Below are 21,221 nucleotides of genomic sequence, written 5' to 3' on the forward strand. Positions count from 1 at the left end.
GTCGCTAGCCCTTTTTTTAGTCTAATAAGCCATATTTAATTTTAAAACGTTGAATAATCCGATACCACGATTGATAAAAACAATAAATAAAGAACACGTTCGATAGTGCATGGGCTAGATCGAAATAAAAACTCGCAATATAGGCTGCGATGAATGTTTTGAGCGATAAGGGATTAACATAGGCGATAAAATACCATAAGTTCATTACCCACCCAAAAATAAAACCCCAAATAAAGCCGAATAGGCAAAGCCAATATTTATTGTGGGCCCAATCAAAGCGGCTAATCAGCCCGGCTGTCACGCCCATCATCCCCCAACAAAACATCTGCCACGGTGTCCACGGCCCTTGACCTAAGAAGAAATTCGAAACCAAGGCCGCCGTTGAACCAATCATGAAGCCAGCTTCCGGACCCAAAACCAAAGCTGCGACAATCACCACGAAACTTGTTGGTTGAACACTCGGTAGCGGCGCAAAAGGGACCCGGCTGACCGCCGCAATCGTCGCTAAAACGGCAATCATCACAATTTCACGGGCCCGAATTTGACGTTTTTCAAAGCGCCAATAAAATGGCAGCATACTGACCACTAAACAAATAAAACTCAACGCTAAAAAATACTGTCCCTGTAATTGGATGATTAAGCCTAATAAAACCGCGATTATTAAAAAGGCAATCCCAAAAATAAGGCTACTTTGCCAGTCAATGCGCTTCATCGGTCAACCTCTTCCCAAGTCAACGCCGCAGAGTCTTGTGGTCGTAAGAGTCGATTAATCGGGGTGGTGTAAAAGAAGTTCGATTGGAAAAATTGGTGCGGTGCTTCTTGCGCAACAATCGCGCCATCAAATAACAAAGCACATTGGTTCGCAAAGCGAGCGCTAAAGACCATATCATGACTAGCCATGATAATCGTTAATCCTTCTACTTGTAACTGCTGTAATAGGTGTCCAAGTGCTTGTTTACGCAATGGATCTAAGCCTTTTGTCGGCTCATCTAAAATCAGCAACTTCGGGTTAGCTAATAAAATAATCCCTAGCGCAATCAATTGCTGTTCACCACCACTAGTATCTTGCGGATCACTGTCTGCTAAAGCAGTTAGGCCTAACTTGGCCAGCATCGCTGTGGCCGCTTCCTCTGGATGTTCACGCCCGAGTTGAACGGCACGCCGCTCAAATTCAACCCGGACACTCTCCGCGCTAAACTGGTCAGCCGGTTGTTGAGACAAATAACCGATCACTTTAAATAACTGCTCTGTCGGCCACTTTTGTAGCGGTCGTTCCAACAAGCGGACCGTTCCGCGACGGGGTTCCAACAAACCAATCAATACTTTTAAAAGTGTCGACTTACCAATCCCATTTTTACCGACAATCGCTAACCAATCACCCGTATGGACCGTTAATTTGAGCTGATTCAAAACATACGGCTCATTTTTGGTATATTGAAAATCTAAATGGTCAGCTGTTAATAATGTTTCTTGCATCCCGGCTACTACCGGACGTAATTGATCATGAATACTGCCGACTGGCAATTGACGTTGCCCGGCCACAACTGTTAGTGGCACGGATTCAGTCTCAGTGGTTAGTTGTTGTTGCCAAAAAAGCCGCGGAATCTCCGGCATGAAATCCCGTAAAGTTGGTTGCTGCCAAATTGCCTGTAGACCTTGATCAACTGGTCCTTGATAACTGATGCAGCCGTTTGTCATTAACCAGAGTTGATTGGCCAACGGTAACACATCATCCAACTGATGCTCACTCATGATAATCGTTATACCCAATTCATCATGCACGCGTTGTAATAAGCTCATAAACTCTTTGGTCGCAATCGGATCTAATTGGGCAGTCGGTTCATCTAACACCAATAGGCTCGGTTGGAGAATCAAAATTGCTGCCAGATTAACCAGTTGCTTTTGCCCGCCAGATAATTCATGGACAGATGCGTATAAAATATCCTGAATGCCAAGAAAACTAACGAGTTCTGCAATTCTTTTTTGAATATTGGCACTGGCTTCGCCGCTATTTTCCAGTGAAAAGGCCAACTCCTGAATCACGGTATCCATTACGAGTTGGTTCTCGGGATTTTGGAAAACAAAGCCGATTTTCTGCGCACTAACAGCTGGGTCAAGATCCGCCAATAGTCGGCCATTAAACGACACCTGTCCCAAACGCTGTCCCACCGGCCATAATTCCCGTTTAAATTGACGCAATAAAGTTGTTTTACCACTACCTGAAGGGCCGGCCACAACGACCCAATCACCAGCATTAACCGTCAGATTAATCCCGGCCAAGCTCGGCTGATTTGCTAATGCATATTGAAATTGAAGCTGTTCTATCTGTGCAATTGCCACCATAAGTACTCCCATCCTTCCAATAATAATGGTAACCCATCAATCAACAAAATCACGCTTAGACACACCCAATCACGGCTGGTTAACCGCAATGTACCTAGTGTTGGATAAACGATTAACTGCCCGTTACCCTGACTGGCGCACCAAAAGGCGAATAGGCCACCGCTAATGAGCGCCATCAATAGGCCATAATCGCGATGCGTCATTTGATAACGGCGATACGTACTTCTTTTTTGAACACCAAAGCCGCGGGCCGTCATTGAATCGGCGGTCTGCAGTGCTTCAGTCAGTGTATTGGTTAATAAAATTGCCAACAGATGCATCCCTGCTTGGGCGCGGTTTTTTAGCCGCCCCGTTACCATTTGAATCCCTCGCGTTCGTTGCACCGCCGTAATATCGCGTAAACGCCGAATGAATAATGGAAAAAAGCGCATCGTCATCATCGTCAGTAACGTCAATTGCGGGGCGATTCCGCCAAATAACGCCAAAAATTTATGATTGGTCATATGCTGATTATAAGTCACAAAAATCAATAATAAAACGGCCAAAGCGGTCGCCATTAAAAAACCATAGACCACCGCTTCCGCCGTTATCAGGGTACCGCCAACCGTCATCATAACGTGCGTCCCGTGATTATTGATAATTGGATTCATGATGACAATCAGGACCATCATCAATAAGGCACCTTGCAGCGTGCTAACTGTTTTCTGTTGATTTTTGGCGACCCAATTAACCGCAATAATAACGATCAGTTGGCCACATAAAAAGTAAGGGTGATTGAAACACATCGAAAAGCTAATCATTAATATGAAGTACACCAATAAAACCAGTGGGTGTAATTGATCAATAATCAGTTGCAATTTTAGCCCTGAGGCGCGTGGCGATCGTGTCCGAGATCTTCCGTATATAGCCAATCAATAACATCTCCACTCTTCACATGATAGACACCACACGATTGATTTGAAAAAACGCCGTTGACCCGATAGAGCCAACCACTCTGGGGCCCCTTATCGAATTCAAACAAGCCATTAATTCCTTTGACATAGGCGCTAGCACCAATCTCACGGTAAGATAGCAGCATGCCTTGTTGGCCCGTTAGCCGTTTTAAAACGGCCAGCACTGTCTCACCATCATCAATCGTTACCGAAGCATGATTAATTAGGGCTGCATTGCCTTCACTAATCGGCCCGTAAACACTTAACGTTACCTTCTTGGCAGCTGGTTCCGGTTGTTTGGCTGGTGCTTCGTGAGACTCAGCATGCTGCGTTGATTGTTGCGCTGTTGAACCTACCGCACTGCTTGCTGATTGACGTGTTGTTGGTGTAGCAGTCGTTGCTGACTGTGAGGTTGGCGTTTGTTTAGCTGACGCACTTGCCTGTTGTTCTTTTTTAGCAACACTGGCTTGTTCAAACTGACTAACCTGATTGGCTTCTTTAGATTGTGCCTGCTTAGAAGCGACAGAATGCTTCGTCTCTTTAGCCTTAGTCTTAGTAGGCGTCTTTTTTGAAGTCGATTCGGCGTGCTTGATGACCGCCTTGTGCGCGACTTTTTTTGATTGCGTCGATTGCTCACTTGCATGTTTAACTGTGGTTGGTTGCTGTTGAACACTCGCATAGGTCCCGTAGCCGATTCCACCTAGTAACACGAGACTTGCAACGCTTAGTAGTAGGCGCTTTTTAACCATCTAGTTGCCTCCTAGCGTTGTTTTAAACGACGTGTTTGGTAACTTGCAACACCAAGTAATATGAATAACCCAGCTAAAACACTACCCCAAACAGATTGATGACCCGTTTGTGGTAAAGCATCTTGCGTCGCAGTTGTGCCAGTCAATGGCACTTCATCTGCTTCATTAATCGGTTGTTTAGGTAATTGTTTATCTAAATCAACTTCTGAAGATGATGATGCCGACGATTCACCGGCTGGCTTTTTGCCAGGAATACTTGGCTTTGGAGCTGGCGCTGGCTTTGGATCCGGTTTTGGCTTTGGGTCCGGTTCTGGCACTACTTTTTTAAAGTTATAGATTGAACCCTTACCCTTCAATAAATAATCATATTGGCCTAAAGCATAGACCGCTTGTTCGGTTGACATTGATAACGCGCCATCATCGCTGCCCATCATCCAGCGGAATTGCCCGTCGGCTTTTTGGTAAGCAATTAAGTTCGTGATTGGTGTCGCACCCTTATCACCTACAAACGTTGTGGCTGGATTGACGCCAGCTGCGGCCAAGCCCAAGATCGCCATTGCCGTGCTATTTGAGTTTTCTTCAGTTGAAAAACCCCCAGGAATCAAGAAACCGCCCGTTGTTTTCACAAAACCGGTTGTTTTTAATAAGGCAACTGCGCGATCCAAAGCGCTTTGAACCTTTGGTTGATCACGATGCATGCCTAATGCTGACATCGTCATCCCTGTAATATCCAAATCACTGACTGATCCGAAAAAAGCCCAACCGCCAGCTGTATTTTGTTGTTTTAAAACTAAATCGATTAATTGATTAATCGTTTGGTTAGCTTGTGACCCGTAATCTTGGGTGCTAAGGGCAATAATCCCGTAGACTTGCCCTGTGATACCGGCAGTAGCCGCTTTTTTAATAATTTCAGCAATTAAATTAACGCCATTGAATTGCGTGGGGTCTTCGCCAATTGCAGCGATCCCAATTGTCAGCCGTTCCAAGTCGGTTGCAGAATAATGCCCGGCCATTCCGGTTAATTCTTCGGCAAAGACTTGGTGGAACGTTGCTTTTTGAACGGTCGTTAATTGGGCCCCTGAGCTGATAAGTGCCAAGGCTGACCAAACTTCGGTGTCCTGACTTGCTACTAATTGTTGCGCTCCCCGTTTTAACGCCCCTTGATAATCCCGATTTAAAACGGCTTTAGCCGCTGATTTTGCAGGTTGTTCATTGGTCGTCTGCGCTGTTTTAGCAGGGACTTCCGTCACTTGTGAACGTGAAGCCACCCCTTGACTTTGACGGCTTGTTTCAACCAATTGATTGCTAGCAACTTGACTGCTAGTTGATTGACTAGCACTGAGTTGACTTGTCGCAACTGATTGCTGACCGGTTTGAATATCTGTCGCATGCGCACTCGTCGCACTCGTGACAGCTGGTGCTAATAATAATAAACTCGCCCATAATCCGGTATAGATTTGTTTTCGTTTCATATAATATTCCCCTACCCCTACAAACTTAACTTTTAACTAATTACTTCTATTTTAACAATTTTTTGGTGAAAGCAACATCTTTTTAAAGCACTATCATTGGATTGACGGATTATTTTTCGTAAAAAGGCCTCATTTTATGCGTACTATTGTCACAGTTTATTCAAAATACCCGCCTAAACTGATTATTATTCAGTTTTTATAAGGAGGCATCATTATGAATTTTATCAAACGTGCTTGGCAAAATATTTCATTCAAAAAAGGCCGTAGCTTATTATTAGTCATTGTTATGACTGTTATTCTAGTCTTCATTATGGCCGGGTTACTCATTAGAAACGCTGCAGTAACAACGGTTAACAACACCAAACAACAAGTTGGTGCCAGTGTCACCTTATCGGCCAATCGTGATCAGGCCTTCAAGAAAATGCGCTCGTCGACACCACCAACGAGCACTTCTAAAACGAAGAAACCATCGCTCAGCATGCCCTCGGTTAGCTTAGCCAACGTCAAAAAGATTGCGGCATTATCCGGTGTCGCAAACTATAACGTTAGCGTTGCAACTTCTGCTAACGCTTCTTCCATTGATGCGATTAGCACCTCTTCAGCTAGCAACAATGGTCCGATGGGCATGTCACAATCAACCTCATCAGGCGATTTACAAATCACTGGTGTCCTCAATATGAAGACCCTCAGCGATTTCAAAGATAACACTAACAAGATTACCAAAGGCCGTGCTTTAACCAGTGCCGATGTTAATACTAACAATGTTGTGATTGAAAGTGAACTTGCTAAACAAAACGATCTCAGTGTTGGCGATACAATTAAGATTAAAGGCACAACGACTGGTAAAAAAGCTTATACCCTCAAAGTCGTCGGAATCTACAAAGCGAGTCAAAGTAGCAGCTCAAGTATGGGTCCTCAACAAAGCGATCCTTCTAATACGCTTTATACCGCTTATACATTGGCTAACCAAATTAAAGGCCAAACCAATAAAGTCGACAGTGCCGTCTTTACTTTAAGCAATCCAACTCAAAAAACGGCCTTCTTGAAAGCCGCTAAGAAAATTATCAATACTAAGAAATTCAGCCTCACTGCAGACGATAGTACTTACCAAGCCTTGAAACAATCTATGCAAAAAATGGAAAGTTTCGCTAATAAGATTGTTTGGTTAGTTGCCATCGCCGGTACCGTCATTTTAGCACTAATCATCATCTTGATGGTGCGCGAACGCCGTTATGAAATGGGTGTTTTACTCTCATTAGGTGAAAAACGGACTAAGATTATTGGGCAATTACTCGTTGAAATGTTCATGTTACTGATTGTCAGCTTAGCACTCGCGGGTATCGGTGGCCAATTTGCCGGTCAAGCGCTCAGCAAGCAAGTCATGAGTTCCATTACAACAAGTACCACAACCGACAGTGCAACAACTCAACCTGGCGGTAATGGTGGCCCTGGCGGCGGTCAAGCACCAAGTGGCCAACCTGGTGGCAATCGCCCCGGTGGTCAAATGACGCAAGGAACGCAAAATAAAGCCAAATCAATTAAAGCGAGCGATCTGAACCTCAAAATTAATCCGTTAACCTTACTTCAATTAGGCGCCTTTGGCTTTACAATCATTGCTTTGGCAGTCTTACTCGCTTCAGCCAATATTTTAAGACTCGAACCACGAAAAATTCTCATTGGATAATTAGGAGGTCACATTATGTTAACAGCCAAAGATGTCAGTTATTGGTACGATTCAGAAGAAAATACACTCTATAAAGACGTTAATCTCAACTTTGAAGCCGGGCAACTCTACGGCATTATCGGTAGTAGTGGTGCCGGTAAAACGACCCTCTTAACAATGCTTGCTGGTCTCGACAAACCACGCAAGGGTGAAATCCTCTATGAAGGGACCTCACTTCAAAAAATCGGTTTGACGCAATACCGCAACCGCTATGTTTCAATTGTTTTCCAAGCCTACAATTTGCTCCCCTATATGTCGGCACTCGATAACGTCCTAACCGCAATGGCCATCACTCATTCCGAGCGCGAAAACCCCAGTGAGTTTGCGCTAGAGATGCTGACTAAGGTTGGTATCAACCCTGATATGGCTCGTAAAAACGTTCAGAAACTATCCGGGGGCAGCAACAACGGGTCGCAATCGTTCGTGCAATGTGTTGTGATGCACCAGTCGTTGTTGCCGATGAACCAACTGGGAATTTGGACGACACTAACACCCGGGAAATAATTAAACTTTTTCAAGAACTCGCACACGAACAACAAAAGTGTGTCATCCTCGTAACCCATGAAAAAGAAGTCGCCGCGAGTTGCGACGTGCAATATCTATTGCAGCACAAAACCTTTGAAGAAGTCACTCTCTAAACTCGCTTAAAATTGTTATACTGAGGCTACTAAATGGAGGTGTCTTCGATGACCACAATCTATTACGATTATTTAACGCATGACAATCAAAACCTAGTCGTCGCCGCAACCGATCACGGCGTCTGCTTTGTCGGTTCACCTAACCAATCACTCAGCGAACTAACAACCTTTATGCCCAATCACGACTTATTACAGGACCCCTCAAAACTGGCACCAGCGATTGCCCAGATAACGGCCTATTTAACGCACGAGAGAACCGCTTGGCATTTACCACTCGACTTCTTAGTGGGCACGCCTTTTCAACAACAAGTCTGGACGGCCTTGCAGACGATTCCCTATGGTCAAACCGTGACTTACAATCAACTCGCCACACAAATCGGTCGGCCAACTGCGATTCGAGCAGTGGCCTCCGCTGTTGGTCGTAATCCGCTCCTCATGATTGTCCCGTGTCACCGTGTCATCCGCAAAGATGGCTCACTAGGCGGTTATCGCGGTGGTTTGCCTTTCAAAAAACAGTTATTAGCCCTCGAACAATAAAAAAGGTGTGCCCACATGGGCACACCCTTTTTTATTACTTTTTTTAACGTTCTTCGCTACCTAACAAACGACCTGTGAAGGCTGCTAGGATAGCACCCACGATTGGGGCTGCTAAGTAAACCCAATAATGGGCTAGTGCTGAACCGCCAGCAAAAATAGCTGGTCCAAAACTTCTAGCAGGGTTCAATGACCCACCCGTTAAGTTGAGCGCAACGATAATCAATAAACTCAATGTAATCCCGATTGCCAATGGTGCCATTTGGCTATTGCCAAAACGATCACTGGTTGTCATTAAGATTACCAAGATGAAACTGAATGTTACAATCACTTCAACTAAAAAGGCAACCCCTGCGCCGATTTTAGGGAAGTCTGTTTGACCAAAACCAGTCCGGCTTAAATCAAGCGCATTGATAAGGACTGATAATAAACCTGAAGCCACAATTGCGCCTAAGAATTGCGCTACGATATAAAAAACGCCATCTTTTGCTTCTAAGCGTTTATTAATCATCATTGCAATTGACACGGCTGGGTTAAAATGACCACCCGAAACACCACCAAAAGCATAAGCCATCACAGTGACCGTTAACCCGAATGCTAAGCCGATTGTTAATGTATCAGCTTTAGCAATTACAACTGCGCCAGTGCCTAAGAACACTAACATAAAAGTACCAATAAATTCTGCTGCATAACGTCGCATAAATAATTCCTTCTCTCTAACTTGTTGTGAACCCTATTAATTATACCGTTAATTAGTTAAAATGCCAACAATAATGACTCGTTAATTCAGGTCATTAAGCAAATAATTTGATATTATGTTATTAAAAGCCTATACTTATTAGTAATCTAGTCGTAAAATATAGGCTTATTTTACCCCTTTTTAAACTAAGTAAAAGAGATGATATATTACGCAAGTAACTGATGTCTATGGTATTACGCATGATAACTGTAAACTAATCGAAACAGAAAATTCATTTACGCGCATTTTCTTGGCCCAAGGCCCTGATGGTACACGTTATACATGTCTCTTACCAGACGCTAAACCAAACCCAAAATCCAATCAACATTTCGTCTACGGTAACCCCGCAGATGCCCCATACTAAGCACCGTCAAAAAGAGCCGCCAACTAACCGTTGACGACTCTTTTTATTTCCCGGGGAATTACTCAGCAACTAAAATATCCAAGAATAATTCACCGTATTTTTCTAATTTATTCTCCCCGACACCTTTAACATCTAGCATTTCAGTCAGTGAGGTTGGCATAATTTCACACATTGAATACAACGTTTTATCTGAGAAGATTACAAACGGCGGTACACCCTGCTCTTCAGCTAAATCACGGCGCAATTCGCGTAAGCGTTCGAATAACTCATTGTCCTCAGGCAATGTTTTTTGAACCTTAGCGGCCATTTTACGCGTCACTTTTTCTTGGCCCTTAAGTACCTTGACGCCCGCTAACGTGATTTGTAAAACGGGATATTGACCACCAGAAGCCCGTAAATAGCCTGATGCGACTAAATAATCAATCAAACCACTAACTTCTTTTTGTGAATCGCCCCGCATCAAACCGTATGTTGGCAATTCGTCAAAGCGAAACTGCATAATCTTCTGATTCTTAGAGCCTGTCAATACTTGCGCGACCATTACTTTACCGAAGCGTTCGTCCATTCGCTTGATGCACGATAAAACCTTTTGAACATCAATTGTAATGTCTTGTGATTCGCGTGTATCAAGACAATTGCTACAACGGCCACATTTTTCACAGTCATCATCAAAATAATTGACGATATATTGTTGCAAGCACTGTTGCGTGTTGGCGTATTGTGTCATTTCTTGTAACTTAGCGTATTCCCGTTGCTTATTTTCATCGTCCATCTCTGATTGATCGATGAAAAAATGTTGGATTTGGACATCATTGACTTTAAACAGTAAGATGGCCTCACTCGGTAAGCCATCACGGCCAGCCCGACCTGCTTCTTGATAATAAGCTTCTAAGCTGCCGGGAATTTGGGCATGCACGACAAATCGCACATTACTCTTATCAATCCCCATCCCAAAAGCATTCGTGGCGACCATAATCGGTTTACGATCGTAGAGAAAATCCTCTTGATTTTGCCGGCGCACCATTTCATTTAAGCCACCATGATACATTGTGACTGCCAGTTTCGCTTTTTCGATCAGCTTCGTGAGCCGTTCAACTTCTTTACGTGTACTAGCATAGATGATGCCGGATTTTTGCTTATTAACCTTTAAATAATCGATTAAGTAGCGATCACTGTTTTGATTTTTAACCACTTGAAAGGCCAGGTTTTCCCGTGAAAAACCAGTCTTCACTTCATGTTGAATCCCTAAGCGCAACATAATATCATCAGCTACTTGTGACGTAGCAGTCGCCGTTAGTGCGACAATTGTTGGTTGTTGTCGCATGCTTTTAATTGTATCCGTTAAGCGTAGATAACTAGGTCGAAAATCGTGCCCCCATTGCGAGATACAATGCGCTTCATCGACGGCAATCAAATCAATCGTTAATTCGGCTAAATCCGCTAAAAAGTAATCAGAATCCAACCGTTCTGGCGACACATAAAGCAATTTAACTTCACCACGTGCGGCCTGATTGAAGCGCTCCTGCACCTCACCTTGCGTCAAGGTACTATTGATAAACGTTGCCGGAATCCCATTTTCGTTGAGCGCGTCGACTTGATCTTTCATCAGCGAAATCAATGGTGAAACGACTAGCGTTAACCCCGGTAACATCAGCGCTGGAATCTGGTAACATAACGACTTCCCGCCACCAGTCGGCATAATCGCCAATACATTGGTCCCTGCTAGCAAGGATTCAATCACATCTGCTTGGCCTTCTCTAAAATGATCATAGCCAAATTTTTCTTTTAGTACTGCTTGTGCCTGCATGCCATTTCTCCCACCCGTTAAAATTCCTATCTACTATCATAACAAAAAACAACACCGTTGCGGTCAAAATAAAAACAGTCCCTAATACCAAGGACTGTTCTCTATTATTAATTACACTGTAATTCTACCTCTTAATCCCACTACTGCCCAAATCATAATATTTAATGAGAGACCGATAAACGGAAATGGTGGGTAAAAAAAGCTGACGATCAACGTGATAAAGTTCAAACTAAATGAAACAAGTTCGCCAATTAACAACATATGCATATTGTGAATTGGGTTCGTTTTGATGACCAATCGTCTTAGATAAGCGGTCGTGATATTGAATAGTAAGACATTCACGTTATATAACGTTGAGGCAGCTACTGAATGAATATCCGTCCCCAACCAAGCCGTTGTTGCTGGCAATAATGATGTCCAGAATAGTAATAAGATATTCACCCAGATAATCTGGCCATTAATTTGCTTCACTTGCGCAAACAAATAATGATGATTAACCCACATTGTCGCAATAAAAATAAAGGTTAATACATATGCAAAGAATTTCATCCGGACATCTAAAATCGCCATCCATGAATGATCGTCCTCTGGGAGATGTAGTTCCAATACTAAAATTGTTAAAATAATGGCAATTACCGCATCAGTAAATGCTTCAAATCGTTCCTTTTTCATCAATTAATCACTCCATATTTTTTTATTCAAGACTAGTTTACGGTATTCATTAGCTGACAACCAGTCTTTTTTAGTGTTTAATTAAAATTAATGACTCACGATGGAGGTTTTATGATGATTAAACTGCAAGTTAACTTAAAGGCCACGCAAACTGAGATTCTTTTTGACCAACAAATGCTAACCATCTATTCGGAACAACCGGCCACATTACCACCGTTTGACGGCCTACTACTGCATACAAACCAGCAACAAATCACGCAAATTGACTATCTCGCTGGGGAAATCACGACCATTCCAAACGGACCCTTTTTAACACTCACTGATACGGACTGGCCCGAAGGTCTAGCCTATTTAGGCTGTTTGTTAGCCGAACAATCATCAGCCATCAAAACAACCGATTTACCGGCCAAAGTCCCCAGTAATTACCGCCAAACTTTACGACCACTATTTGAAACGTTAAACTTAATTCTAGAAAGATTTGGTTTCAATTGGCAACCAGCGGCGAACCCAAAAGTAAAACCAGCTGCTAAGGCCCGGCACCGTTGGACAAAAGCCATCAGCGCCGTACCATTTAACATTAAAACGCGACAAGCAACCGGCACTGCCATTTGGCAAAAACGAAACGAAATGTGCCTGAAGGCTGGCGCAACATTAATGCCGGAACCGCCGCTCAACAAGGATGGCTCACTCGGATTTGCCGCTAAAATGGGCACCCAATTGCGCCACGAACACAGCAATCAAGTTCAAGATAATGTCACAACAGAAGATATTATTTTCAAAAGTGTCAATGAAGTTGGACTTTTTCTCTACTTTGGGGGCACCAATAGTTGGCTAGAACTCATTGATCAAGATGGCCGCTCAATTGATGACTGGTCAAAAATTTAATAAGGTAGGTTAGCATTATGCAATTAACAAGTACAGGGATTCATAATGGTTATTTTGATGATATTTATGGTGGCTACAGTGATGCACTAAACGAAATTGGTATGCCCACCTATTCAATTCCTTTTATAATTGAGCAAGCACCCGCAGACACTGTTACCTATGCGGCGATTTTCTATGATTTAGATGCCTATGAAGTCACCAAAGGGTTCCCCTGGATTCATTGGACCCTCGCCAATCTAAAAGCAACAACGGTCTTGGCAAATAGTAGTCAACAATCCCCCGCTTTTGTGCAAGGCGTCAATACGTGGCACAGCCCGATGACGGATAACCAAGCAGCGGAAGCCTCTGCTTGCTACGGTGGTATGACACCGCCTAATCGCGATCACACCTATACTTTGACAGTTTTTGCACTCGATTGTTCACTTGATTTAGAGGACGGCTTTTACCTCAATCAGTTAACAACCGCCATGAAGGGCCACATCCTTGATAAAGCCGTTCTGGAAGCAAAATACCGGCAATTTAAGCACTAAGATGACAGTCTTTTCAGCATGACCTAACACTTTTGTTATCCGGCGTTAAAAACATCGCTTTTTAACGTTGGTCAGTATATGATACCTTTATCAATTAAATAATGAGGTGTTTTCATTGAAAAAGAAAATGATTAGTCTGGTCGCAATTGTTGCGCTCATCATCGTCGGCTTTGCCGGTTATAACTACTATAAAAATACTTACCAGGGTGACGTTGGCTACGCCCAAGTGCCCGCTAAAACGCCTACCAAGCAAGCGACAAAGGACGATCAAGGTAAGGTTGTGCCAAATGAATACAGTTACCATTAACAACTAAATGTTGTTAAAGAAGATGGTACGCGAACAACTGTCCCTGTTGAAATTTCTAGCGAAAAACCAACACCATTGACACCTAACAGCTACGTCAAATTGGAATTCAATTCAAAACGAGTTTTATCCGGCCCTAATAATATCGCCAAAGATAAAATCCCAGCTAAAGTACAAACTGAATTAGAAAAATAACTAGAAAAGAGGCTCAAGCAAAATTATTTTTGCTTGAGCCTTTTTTAGTGAATGAATTCAATGCTATTCTGAACACTGGCAAAATTAGTTAACGCTGCGATAAATGCCGTTTGAACGTGAGACGCTGATACTGACTCACCATTTATCGTTAATGCTTTGGTAGCCGTTGCATCCTGAATAAGAATCGGTTGATAGCCCCGTTCAAAACTCGCACGGGTAGTTGAGTCGATACACATCTGCGTCATCATGCCGCAAATCACAAGTTGATCGATTGCTAATTCTTGCAGCGCGGTTGCCAATCGTGTTTCTTGAAAACTATTCGGAAAATGCTTTTCAATTATGATAGACTCATCTGTAACGTACAAATCAGGATGCAACTGGGCCCCCACCGTTCCTACTTCAAAAAAATCGGCATCTTTTTGACATTTAATATGTTGTATATAAATAATCGGCAAATGTTTAGCTTGAAAATCCGCTTCCAAGCGCTTCACTGCGACCAAAGCTGCTTCGGGTTGACATAAGGCCATTTTACCACCCGGGAAATAATCATTCTGAACATCAATTACCAACAATGCTTGTTTCATCTCAGTCACCATCCTCTGTTAATAGGCTTATTGTACCGGTGATTAAGCCACTCATACAGTGCCGCGCGAAAGCATATTTACGCATTTAACTTCATCTTGAAAGGAACCCTCTCATGGACCAACTCGATCTCACCATTTTAAGCCTACTCAAACAAGATAGCCGCCTTTCTAACAAAGAAATTGGCGCCCAAGTCCATCTCACTGGGCAGGCAGTTGGTCAACGGATTAACCATCTAATCGACCAACAGACCATTACCCGTTTCACGATTGAAATCGCGCAACAGCAACGGCAATTCATCCGACTCTTTATGAATAATAATCATTTTTCAGACGTCGAAGCAGCGGTAAATCAGTATCCTGAAGTAGACTCTTTTTACCAAGTTAGCGGTCAAGCTTGTTATGTGGTCATCGCACACTTTGAACAAACGCGCCTGACAACTTTCATCGATCATCTTTCAAATTGGGCCCGTTATAGCGTTGAAGTGGTTTTAAATGATAAAAAGAAAAGCTAAATGTTTCGTGTGAAACATTTAGCCTTTTTTAGAGTCGTTTTAACGCTTCGCGCTGCGCTAATGCCGATAACGTATGTGTGTCGACAAAATCAATCACCCATTCCGGATTAGTCTTAGCGTAATCACGCAAGGCCCACCCAATCGCTTTTTGGATGAAAAATTCCGGCGTTGTTTGATCGGTTTCGATAGCGGCTTGCAAATAGTCAATACACGTTGCGTCCCTGAACCCTAATTGCAGAATCAACCCGACGCGGCGTAACCAAAAATTCTCTTTTTGAGCAAATAGTTGACCGACCCATTCAAATTCAGCTGGATGACGCTTGATGTACTCGCTAAAAACACGTTTCCAAGGGTCTACACTGTCCCACCATGCTTTTTCAGTTACTAATTCGGCAAACTGCAATAGATCTGCACGTTGCCATTTGCGAACGGCCCGCGCCGCAATATCGATTGCGACATATTGATATTCGCGCGCTTCACGCGCATAAAGCGCCTTAATAATCACCATCAGTTCTGCCGATGGTAACTGTTTCACGGCTGGCCAAAAGTCGCGTTCATAAGCATGTCTTTCGGTCGCTTTGACACCGTTAAAAGTGAACTGATCTTGCATATATCGCGCCATCGCTGCTTGGTTTTCTGGATGAATGGGTAACTCGAATATCAACATCATTTGCCTCCTCGACAATGTTCTTAAAATGTTTTATACAATAATAAGCCGCCAAAAATAATCAATAAGTCATAAATATAACGGACCATTGTTTGGCTATCAATTCTGGCACTAACCCAGTTCCCTAGCGGAATCACAATTAGCAGCAGTGGTAAACTGATCCCCAATAATTGAACCACTTGGAGCGTCCAAAATCCTGCCAATAGATGACTAATAACGACGACCGTCCCGACGCAGACAAAATGGGCCTGTAAAATACCGCGTAATTCATCGACAGGCCATTTTTTCAACGTTCCATAAATCACAACGGGGACGCCGTGACTGTTATAAGCACTGCCCATGACGCCCGAAATAACCCCCGCTAAGTAGTCCCAATACGGTGCTTTTAAATGTTGTTTTTGAATGCGATGTTGATGCAGTTGATACAAATTATAACTACCATATATGACTAAAAACCCGGCCAAAGTCCGTAATACAATCACTGTCGGCACATAGGTCATTAGGGCTATCCCGACCGGAACACCTAATAATGAGCCAATGACGAGTCGGCGCACAATTGCGATATCAATCTGCCGGCGGTGCTGAATAACAGCTGGAATAGCCACGATAAGGCCTAGTGCCCCGATCAAGGCCGTCGCCGACTTTAAATCAAACGCCACTAATGCCAATAACGGCATCATCACTAACGCTTCACCAAAACCAAAAACGGTTCGCGTAAAGGCCCCTAATAGGACAATTAAAACGACAATTACTAGCATCATCATTTAAGAAATGCCTCCTCTACACCGTTTTATTCCAAAGGACCTTTTCATACGGTTGGCCTTGGCCTTCTAAGATCGATAGGCTTGCGTTTGCCACCATTTTTTGATCGCGAATGGCACTAAACGGCACGCCTAAAAGGGTCCCCATGACAAACAATAAAACAATCCCGTGCGCCACAATTAAGACGTTGCCCTCTGGATAAGCTTGTTGGGCTTGGTCAATAACCGTCATGGCCCGGTCTAAAACGGCTTGGTAGGATTCCGCGTGAATCTGATCGGCCTCAAATAAATCTGGATGGTGAAAGTAGTTATCAAATTGCGGATGCTTTTCTTGCGCCGCTACCGGCTGTGCTTCCCAATCACCTAGCGCCATTTCCCGTAGTTGGGGGGCAATCGTTAACGCCGGTTGCACAACGCGCGATTGCGCCAGTAAGTGTTCCGCGGTCGTCTGGGCGCGTTGGAGCGGTGACGTCAAAATGGCATCAAAAATTTGGTCGCCTAGATAATCACCCAAGCGGTCTGCGGCCGCTAGCCCCGCTGGTGTCAACGCAGAATCGACCCCACCGCCATTGAAACACTGTGCTTTATTAATGGTCGTTTCGCCGTGACGTACAAAATAAAAAGTTGTCATGTTTATCCCCACTTTCGTTTCTCCATTATACTATAAGAAAGCTGACACCCATTTCAATAGCAAAAGAGGCTACGACAAATTTTGCCGTAGCCTCTTTTAATTTGACCGCCTTATTTAATATTGACGTAAGTCAAATCAAACAAGTGACTTAAATCTTGTAATTGTTCTGAATCAACAGCAAATGATAAGACTGTATGGTGACCACCACCAACGGTTAACCAACCAACGGCACCTTCGCGTAAGCCTTGTTTTGGTGTCCAGAGTTGTTTAGCAACTGGCAAGTGTGGTGTATCAGCTTCTGGTTTGTTGCCGCGAACATCATATGACATCAATTTGAATTCGTCGCCATAATCAGCCATTGTGACGTCCACAGCATCGCCTTGCATCCCTGTGAAGACTAAACGTGCAGGATCGTCTTTATCGCCGATATCTAATGGGTGAACTTCAACCCGTGGTTTATCTGATGCGATTGAAGGATCAACTTCAAGCATATGTGACCCCAAGATAGCTTCGTGGCCTTGACGTAAATCAAGTGTGTAATCTTCCATGAAGACCGTCTTTTCATTATGAGCCATAATCTTCAACAAGCGATCTAAAGCAGCTGTCTTCCAGTCCCCTTCGCCAGCGAAACCATAACCTTCAGCCATCAATAATTGGGCTGCTAAACCAGGTAATTGTTCCAACCCAACTAAATCTTCGAAGTTGGTTGTGAAGGCTGTGTAGCCACGATCGTCCATAAATTTCTTCAAACCGAAGTATTCACGAATTTGGTATTTAACATTGTGTTCGAATTTTTCTGGTGTGTTTTGACCTTCAACAAAGTCGTATTCTTTTTGTAAATCAGCATACTTAGCGTCGATATCAGCCTCTGAGACAGCATTGACTTCTGCGACTAAATCACCGACACCCCAATAATCAACCGTCCAACCAAACTTGATTTGAGCTTCGACTTTATCACCGTCTGTGACGGCCACGTTCCGCATTTTATCAGCAAATGTCACGACTTTAATCTTAAATGATTCGTTGTAAGCCACCGCAACGTCCATCCATTTAGCCATTGCTTTTTGAACGTCTTCATCACCCCAGTAACCTGAGATAATCTTGTTATTTTTACGTAAACGCGCATTGATGAAGGCATATTCGCGATCGCCATGAGCTGATTGGTTTAAGTTCATGTAATCGAAATCGATTGTGTCGTATGGAATCTTGTTTAAGAATTGAGTTGCTAAATGAAGTAGTGGTTTTTGTAATAATTTTGTCCCGCGGACCCAGTTTTTAGCAGGTGAGAAAGTATGCATCCAAGTAATCACACCAGCAACGTGATCGTTGTAGTTAGCTTCTTTCATCACTTTTGTAATGTTATCAGCAGTTGTTGCGACTAATTTGAAAACGATTGGGTAAGGTAATTGGTGACTCGCGTTTAATTTTTCAACGATTTCCTTAGCGTCTTTTTCAACTGAGCGGAGGGTTTCTTCGCCGTATAATGATTGACTCCCTGTGACAAACCAAAATTCATAATTTTCTGTATTTAACATGATAAAGACTCCTTTTTTAGCGTGCTTTTTGAAACTGACTCTTGCGCTTAACGACATTTGTCAAATCAGCGATTCCATCGCTAATTCGCCAAATTAAGTTAATGCTCAGAATCAACTCGTTTCAAACGCACTCCTTTTTTTAATGTATTTTTCAAACTAATCACTTTTGACGTACTTCTTTTTTAACGTGCTTTTCAAACCATCCTTCTGTGGCTAGCTATGTCCCGCAAACGATCGACTTTGTCGCTCATTCACGGGACTAGGCTAGTCCTCGAAGGATACCTGGTTTCAACGCACTTCTTTTTTAGCATGACCTTGTGATTGGGCGTTATTTTGACCGTAGTAGGCATTTTTGCCATGCTTGCGGTAATAATGTTTGTCCAACAAGAATTGTGGCACGGCACTGTTATTGCGTGTCAATTGAAGGGCGTGATAATCCATTTCGGCCACCACTTCTAAGACTTTAGCGTTATAAACGGCTTTGTCTGGTGTGGCACCCCAAGTGAAAGGTCCGTGTTGGCGCACAAGCACTGCTGGAACGGCTTCAGGATCAACGCCCTGTTCCTTGAAGGTTTTCACGATGACCTTGCCCGTATTTTCTTCGTAATCATTTTCGATTTCGGCTTGTGTTAAAGCTTCAGAAACTGGGACATCCCCGTAAAAAGTATCCGCGTGTGTCGTGCCAAGTGCGGGCACCGGAATACCGGCTTCAGCAAATGAAACGGCCCAAGGTGAATGCGTATGCACAATGCCGCCGATTTCTGGAAATTCATTGTATAAAACGGTATGCGTTGGCGTATCACTAGAAGGATTCATATTACCTTCAACGACTTCGCCTTTTAAGTTCACGACAATCATGTCGCTTGGTTTTAAGTCTTCGTAATCAACACCAGAAGGTTTGATGACAAACAAGCCTTTTTCGCGGTCAATTCCGGAAACATTGCCCCAAGTAAAAGTGACTAGGTCTAATTTAGGTAGGCGCATATTGGCGTCATACACTTCTTGTTTTAGTTTTTCTAACATGCTTTAATCCTCACTTCTCATCTTTAATCGCAGCAATTGCCGCACTTTCAATTGGTAACCCTGCTTGGTAGGCCTCAATAAAGGTTTGATAACCAGCCACACCCGCGGCTTCTGGACTGAGCGTCATGCTTTCTGGGTTCGTAAAGACGTTGTGATCCAAGAAATCATCGAGCGTTTGACCATTATTATCAGCGGCAAACATTGCCAAGACAGCCATGCCCCAAGGACCACCCTCGCCGGCATTACTCATAACTGTAATCGGCGTGTTTAAAGCATTCGCTAAGACCTGTTGCCCAACGACGGGGGTTTTGAACAATCCACCCTGGGCAATCATGACATCCGTCTTGATTTGTTCTTCCTTCACCAAGATATCCATCCCAATTTTAAGCGGTGCAAAGGCTGCATATAATTGGGTTTGAATAAAGTTAGGTAAGTTGAAGTGGCTATGCGGTTGTCTGACAAATAATGGGCGACCAGCCGGCATTTTAGTGACATTTTCACCGGATAAGTAGCTGTAATTAATCAAGCCCCCTGCGTCTTGATCGGCATGGGTTGCTTCTAAGAACAACGTTTCGTATAACCGATCAGGCGCTAATGAAACTCCCAGACGTGCTGCAAATTCATTGAATAAATTAGCCCAAGCATTGATATCTGACGAACAATTATTTGTGTGGACCATCGCAACTGGTGAGCCATCAGGGGTCATCACCATATCAATATCGCGATGCACTTGTTTGAGCGGTTGGTCTAACACCACCATTGAAAAGGCTGACGTCCCGACTGAGATGTTCCCAGTCCGTTTGCGGACGCTGTTAGTGCCGACCATTCCGGTTCCGGCATCCCCTTCAGGTGGTGACATCAAGCTACCCGCTGTCAAATTACCGCTTGGATCTAACAATTGCGCGCCGGCTGACGTTAATTGGCCAGCAGCGTGTCCCGCTGGCAAGACCGCTGGTAAAATATCGGCTAACTGCCAAGGTTGTTGTTGAACGCGTTTGATTTGATCGAATTGTGCGACTAACTGAGCATCATAACTACCCGTTTGGGGATCAATTGGGAAGACACCGGATGCGTCGCCAATCCCGAGGACTTTTTCACCTGATAATTGCCAGTGGACATAACCCGCTAAGGTGGTCATGAAAGCCACTTGGCTGACGTGTGCTTCGTCATTTAAGATGGCTTGATATAAATGAGCAATGCTCCACCGTTGTGGAATATTAAAATTAAATTGTTCGGTTAATTTATCAGCCGCTTGTTCGGTAATGTTGTTACGCCATGTTCTAAAAGGCACCAACAATTGATCGTCCTTAGAAAAGGCGAGATAACCATGCATCATCGCGCTGACACCGATACTTTTAATCGTGGTAATCGGTTCGTGATACTTACTTTGGACTTCCGCAGCCATTTGCATATAGCTCGCTTGAATCCCGGTCCAAACCGCATCAATTGGATACGTCCAGACGCCATCTTCTAATTGGTTTTCCCAAACAAAACTCCCTGACGCAATGGTTTGAAAATCTTGCGCTACTAAAACGGCTTTAATCCGTGTGGAGCCTAATTCGATCCCTAATGAGACCTGACCGGATTTGATGGCTTGTGCTGCTTCAATTAAATTCATCAT

The 21,221-nt window shown here is 43.6% G+C and carries 21 protein-coding genes and 2 pseudogenes; 8 read left to right on the forward strand and 15 right to left on the reverse strand.

Annotation, left to right across the window (positions count from 1 at the left end; genetic code table 11):
- Positions 1-16: 16 nt before the first annotated feature.
- Genes NDN60_RS06910 through NDN60_RS06930 form a run of 5 tightly spaced genes read right to left on the reverse strand, consistent with a single transcriptional unit; the run spans position 17 to position 5,496 of the window.
- Entirely contained in the window at positions 17-712 is a 696-nt protein-coding gene (locus tag NDN60_RS06910) for an ECF transporter S component (protein ID WP_011375517.1), read from the reverse strand.
- The gene (locus NDN60_RS06915; protein ID WP_056946973.1) at positions 709-2,343 is read right to left on the reverse strand and encodes an ABC transporter ATP-binding protein; all 1,635 of its coding nucleotides are present in this window, start codon (positions 2,341-2,343) and stop codon (positions 709-711) included. Before NDN60_RS06915 ends, NDN60_RS06910 begins: the two co-directional genes overlap by 4 nt.
- Positions 2,322-3,200 (reverse strand): energy-coupling factor transporter transmembrane component T, encoded by an 879-nt coding sequence (locus tag NDN60_RS06920; RefSeq protein WP_076632122.1) that lies wholly within the window; start codon positions 3,198-3,200, stop codon positions 2,322-2,324. The genes NDN60_RS06915 and NDN60_RS06920 overlap by 22 nt, the downstream gene beginning before the upstream one ends.
- A gap of 2 nt (positions 3,201-3,202) precedes the next feature.
- Positions 3,203-4,024 (reverse strand): DUF4430 domain-containing protein, encoded by an 822-nt coding sequence (locus NDN60_RS06925; protein ID WP_076632123.1) that lies wholly within the window; start codon positions 4,022-4,024, stop codon positions 3,203-3,205.
- Positions 4,025-4,035: 11 nt separating this feature from the next.
- Positions 4,036-5,496, reverse strand: a complete 1,461-nt coding sequence (locus tag NDN60_RS06930; RefSeq protein ID WP_056946984.1) for an LPXTG cell wall anchor domain-containing protein — start codon at positions 5,494-5,496, stop codon at positions 4,036-4,038.
- Positions 5,497-5,710: 214 nt separating this feature from the next.
- On the opposite strand from NDN60_RS06930, the gene NDN60_RS06935 reads away from it, so the two are divergent.
- From NDN60_RS06935 to NDN60_RS06945, 3 genes and pseudogenes are all read left to right on the forward strand, one after another.
- Positions 5,711-7,180: an ABC transporter permease gene (locus tag NDN60_RS06935; protein ID WP_056946986.1), complete on the forward strand. Its 1,470-nt coding sequence runs from the start codon at positions 5,711-5,713 to the stop codon at positions 7,178-7,180.
- A gap of 15 nt (positions 7,181-7,195) precedes the next feature.
- A pseudogene (locus tag NDN60_RS06940) lies at positions 7,196-7,857 on the forward strand (ABC transporter ATP-binding protein).
- 48 nt (positions 7,858-7,905) lie between these two features.
- Positions 7,906-8,394 (forward strand): methylated-DNA--[protein]-cysteine S-methyltransferase, encoded by a 489-nt coding sequence (locus tag NDN60_RS06945; RefSeq protein ID WP_056946989.1) that lies wholly within the window; start codon positions 7,906-7,908, stop codon positions 8,392-8,394.
- 43 nt (positions 8,395-8,437) lie between these two features.
- Here NDN60_RS06945 and NDN60_RS06950 read toward each other — a convergent pair whose 3' ends face one another.
- The 3 genes from NDN60_RS06950 to NDN60_RS06960 form a co-directional block, all read right to left on the reverse strand.
- Positions 8,438-9,091, reverse strand: coding sequence for an MIP/aquaporin family protein (locus NDN60_RS06950; RefSeq protein WP_011375525.1), 654 nt, complete (start codon positions 9,089-9,091; stop codon positions 8,438-8,440).
- Between the two features lie 461 nt (positions 9,092-9,552).
- Positions 9,553-11,301, reverse strand: a complete 1,749-nt coding sequence (recQ, locus tag NDN60_RS06955) for a DNA helicase RecQ (RefSeq protein WP_056946992.1) — start codon at positions 11,299-11,301, stop codon at positions 9,553-9,555.
- A 111-nt stretch (positions 11,302-11,412) separates the two neighbouring features.
- Positions 11,413-11,973, reverse strand: a complete 561-nt coding sequence (locus tag NDN60_RS06960; RefSeq protein WP_011375528.1) for a TMEM175 family protein — start codon at positions 11,971-11,973, stop codon at positions 11,413-11,415.
- Positions 11,974-12,084: 111 nt separating this feature from the next.
- Between NDN60_RS06960 and NDN60_RS06965 the strand changes: the two genes are divergently transcribed.
- The 4 genes and pseudogenes from NDN60_RS06965 to NDN60_RS09365 all read left to right on the forward strand — a co-directional run.
- The gene (locus tag NDN60_RS06965; protein WP_064485097.1) at positions 12,085-12,858 is read left to right on the forward strand and encodes a hypothetical protein; all 774 of its coding nucleotides are present in this window, start codon (positions 12,085-12,087) and stop codon (positions 12,856-12,858) included.
- A 17-nt stretch (positions 12,859-12,875) separates the two neighbouring features.
- Complete coding sequence (locus NDN60_RS06970; RefSeq protein WP_011375531.1) at positions 12,876-13,388, forward strand: YbhB/YbcL family Raf kinase inhibitor-like protein; 513 nt, start codon at positions 12,876-12,878, stop codon at positions 13,386-13,388.
- Positions 13,389-13,503: 115 nt separating this feature from the next.
- A complete protein-coding gene (locus tag NDN60_RS06975; RefSeq protein ID WP_056946999.1) occupies positions 13,504-13,695 on the forward strand; it encodes a hypothetical protein in 192 nt (63 codons plus the stop codon).
- Positions 13,696-13,707: 12 nt separating this feature from the next.
- Positions 13,708-13,887 (forward strand): annotated as a pseudogene (locus NDN60_RS09365) (YxeA family protein); the annotation flags it as partial.
- A gap of 44 nt (positions 13,888-13,931) precedes the next feature.
- On the opposite strand, the gene NDN60_RS06980 reads toward NDN60_RS09365, so the two are convergent.
- A complete protein-coding gene (locus NDN60_RS06980; protein ID WP_056947002.1) occupies positions 13,932-14,471 on the reverse strand; it encodes a cysteine hydrolase family protein in 540 nt (179 codons plus the stop codon).
- 113 nt (positions 14,472-14,584) lie between these two features.
- Here NDN60_RS06980 and NDN60_RS06985 point away from each other — a divergent pair, with 113 nt between their 5' ends.
- Positions 14,585-14,983 carry an Lrp/AsnC family transcriptional regulator gene (locus tag NDN60_RS06985; protein WP_056947005.1) on the forward strand — a complete coding sequence of 133 codons (399 nt, stop codon included), beginning with the start codon at positions 14,585-14,587 and terminating at the stop codon, positions 14,981-14,983.
- Between the two features lie 28 nt (positions 14,984-15,011).
- Here NDN60_RS06985 and NDN60_RS06990 read toward each other — a convergent pair whose 3' ends face one another.
- From NDN60_RS06990 to NDN60_RS07015, 6 genes are all read right to left on the reverse strand, one after another.
- On the reverse strand, positions 15,012-15,650 hold the full coding sequence (locus NDN60_RS06990) for a DNA alkylation repair protein (protein ID WP_307722584.1): 639 nt from the start codon (positions 15,648-15,650) through the stop codon (positions 15,012-15,014).
- Positions 15,651-15,673: 23 nt separating this feature from the next.
- On the reverse strand, positions 15,674-16,411 hold the full coding sequence (locus tag NDN60_RS06995) for a sulfite exporter TauE/SafE family protein (RefSeq protein WP_056947030.1): 738 nt from the start codon (positions 16,409-16,411) through the stop codon (positions 15,674-15,676).
- Between the two features lie 19 nt (positions 16,412-16,430).
- Positions 16,431-17,042 (reverse strand): histidine phosphatase family protein, encoded by a 612-nt coding sequence (locus NDN60_RS07000; RefSeq protein WP_011375536.1) that lies wholly within the window; start codon positions 17,040-17,042, stop codon positions 16,431-16,433.
- 110 nt (positions 17,043-17,152) lie between these two features.
- Complete coding sequence (gene araA / locus NDN60_RS07005; protein WP_099947784.1) at positions 17,153-18,577, reverse strand: L-arabinose isomerase; 1,425 nt, start codon at positions 18,575-18,577, stop codon at positions 17,153-17,155.
- A 288-nt stretch (positions 18,578-18,865) separates the two neighbouring features.
- Entirely contained in the window at positions 18,866-19,600 is a 735-nt protein-coding gene (locus NDN60_RS07010; protein WP_011375538.1) for an L-ribulose-5-phosphate 4-epimerase, read from the reverse strand.
- A gap of 10 nt (positions 19,601-19,610) precedes the next feature.
- Entirely contained in the window at positions 19,611-21,218 is a 1,608-nt protein-coding gene (locus NDN60_RS07015; RefSeq protein ID WP_099947551.1) for a xylulokinase, read from the reverse strand.
- Positions 21,219-21,221 lie beyond the last annotated feature (3 nt).

This window comes from Latilactobacillus sp., from assembly GCF_033176295.1.
In the GTDB taxonomy this organism is placed as follows: Bacteria; Bacillota; Bacilli; order Lactobacillales; family Lactobacillaceae; genus Latilactobacillus; species Latilactobacillus sakei.

Excerpts from the sequence above, each read along its gene's own strand:
- NDN60_RS06910 (WP_011375517.1), bottom strand. The coding sequence starts at position 712 with ATGAAGCGCATTGACTGGCAAAGTAGCCTTATTTTTGGGATTGCCTTT.
- NDN60_RS06915 (WP_056946973.1), bottom strand. The coding sequence starts at position 2,343 with ATGGTGGCAATTGCACAGATAGAACAGCTTCAATTTCAATATGCATTA.
- NDN60_RS06925 (WP_076632123.1), bottom strand. The coding sequence starts at position 4,024 with ATGGTTAAAAAGCGCCTACTACTAAGCGTTGCAAGTCTCGTGTTACTA.
- NDN60_RS06930 (WP_056946984.1), bottom strand. The coding sequence starts at position 5,496 with ATGAAACGAAAACAAATCTATACCGGATTATGGGCGAGTTTATTATTA.
- NDN60_RS06935 (WP_056946986.1), top strand. The coding sequence starts at position 5,711 with ATGAATTTTATCAAACGTGCTTGGCAAAATATTTCATTCAAAAAAGGC.
- NDN60_RS06945 (WP_056946989.1), top strand. The coding sequence starts at position 7,906 with ATGACCACAATCTATTACGATTATTTAACGCATGACAATCAAAACCTA.
- NDN60_RS06950 (WP_011375525.1), bottom strand. The coding sequence starts at position 9,091 with ATGCGACGTTATGCAGCAGAATTTATTGGTACTTTTATGTTAGTGTTC.
- recQ (WP_056946992.1), bottom strand. The coding sequence starts at position 11,301 with ATGCAGGCACAAGCAGTACTAAAAGAAAAATTTGGCTATGATCATTTT.
- NDN60_RS06960 (WP_011375528.1), bottom strand. The coding sequence starts at position 11,973 with ATGAAAAAGGAACGATTTGAAGCATTTACTGATGCGGTAATTGCCATT.
- NDN60_RS06965 (WP_064485097.1), top strand. The coding sequence starts at position 12,085 with ATGATGATTAAACTGCAAGTTAACTTAAAGGCCACGCAAACTGAGATT.
- NDN60_RS06970 (WP_011375531.1), top strand. The coding sequence starts at position 12,876 with ATGCAATTAACAAGTACAGGGATTCATAATGGTTATTTTGATGATATT.
- NDN60_RS06980 (WP_056947002.1), bottom strand. The coding sequence starts at position 14,471 with ATGAAACAAGCATTGTTGGTAATTGATGTTCAGAATGATTATTTCCCG.
- NDN60_RS06985 (WP_056947005.1), top strand. The coding sequence starts at position 14,585 with ATGGACCAACTCGATCTCACCATTTTAAGCCTACTCAAACAAGATAGC.
- NDN60_RS06990 (WP_307722584.1), bottom strand. The coding sequence starts at position 15,650 with ATGTTGATATTCGAGTTACCCATTCATCCAGAAAACCAAGCAGCGATG.
- NDN60_RS06995 (WP_056947030.1), bottom strand. The coding sequence starts at position 16,411 with ATGATGCTAGTAATTGTCGTTTTAATTGTCCTATTAGGGGCCTTTACG.
- NDN60_RS07000 (WP_011375536.1), bottom strand. The coding sequence starts at position 17,042 with ATGACAACTTTTTATTTTGTACGTCACGGCGAAACGACCATTAATAAA.
- araA (WP_099947784.1), bottom strand. The coding sequence starts at position 18,577 with ATGTTAAATACAGAAAATTATGAATTTTGGTTTGTCACAGGGAGTCAA.
- NDN60_RS07010 (WP_011375538.1), bottom strand. The coding sequence starts at position 19,600 with ATGTTAGAAAAACTAAAACAAGAAGTGTATGACGCCAATATGCGCCTA.
- NDN60_RS07015 (WP_099947551.1), bottom strand. The coding sequence starts at position 21,218 with ATGAATTTAATTGAAGCAGCACAAGCCATCAAATCCGGTCAGGTCTCA.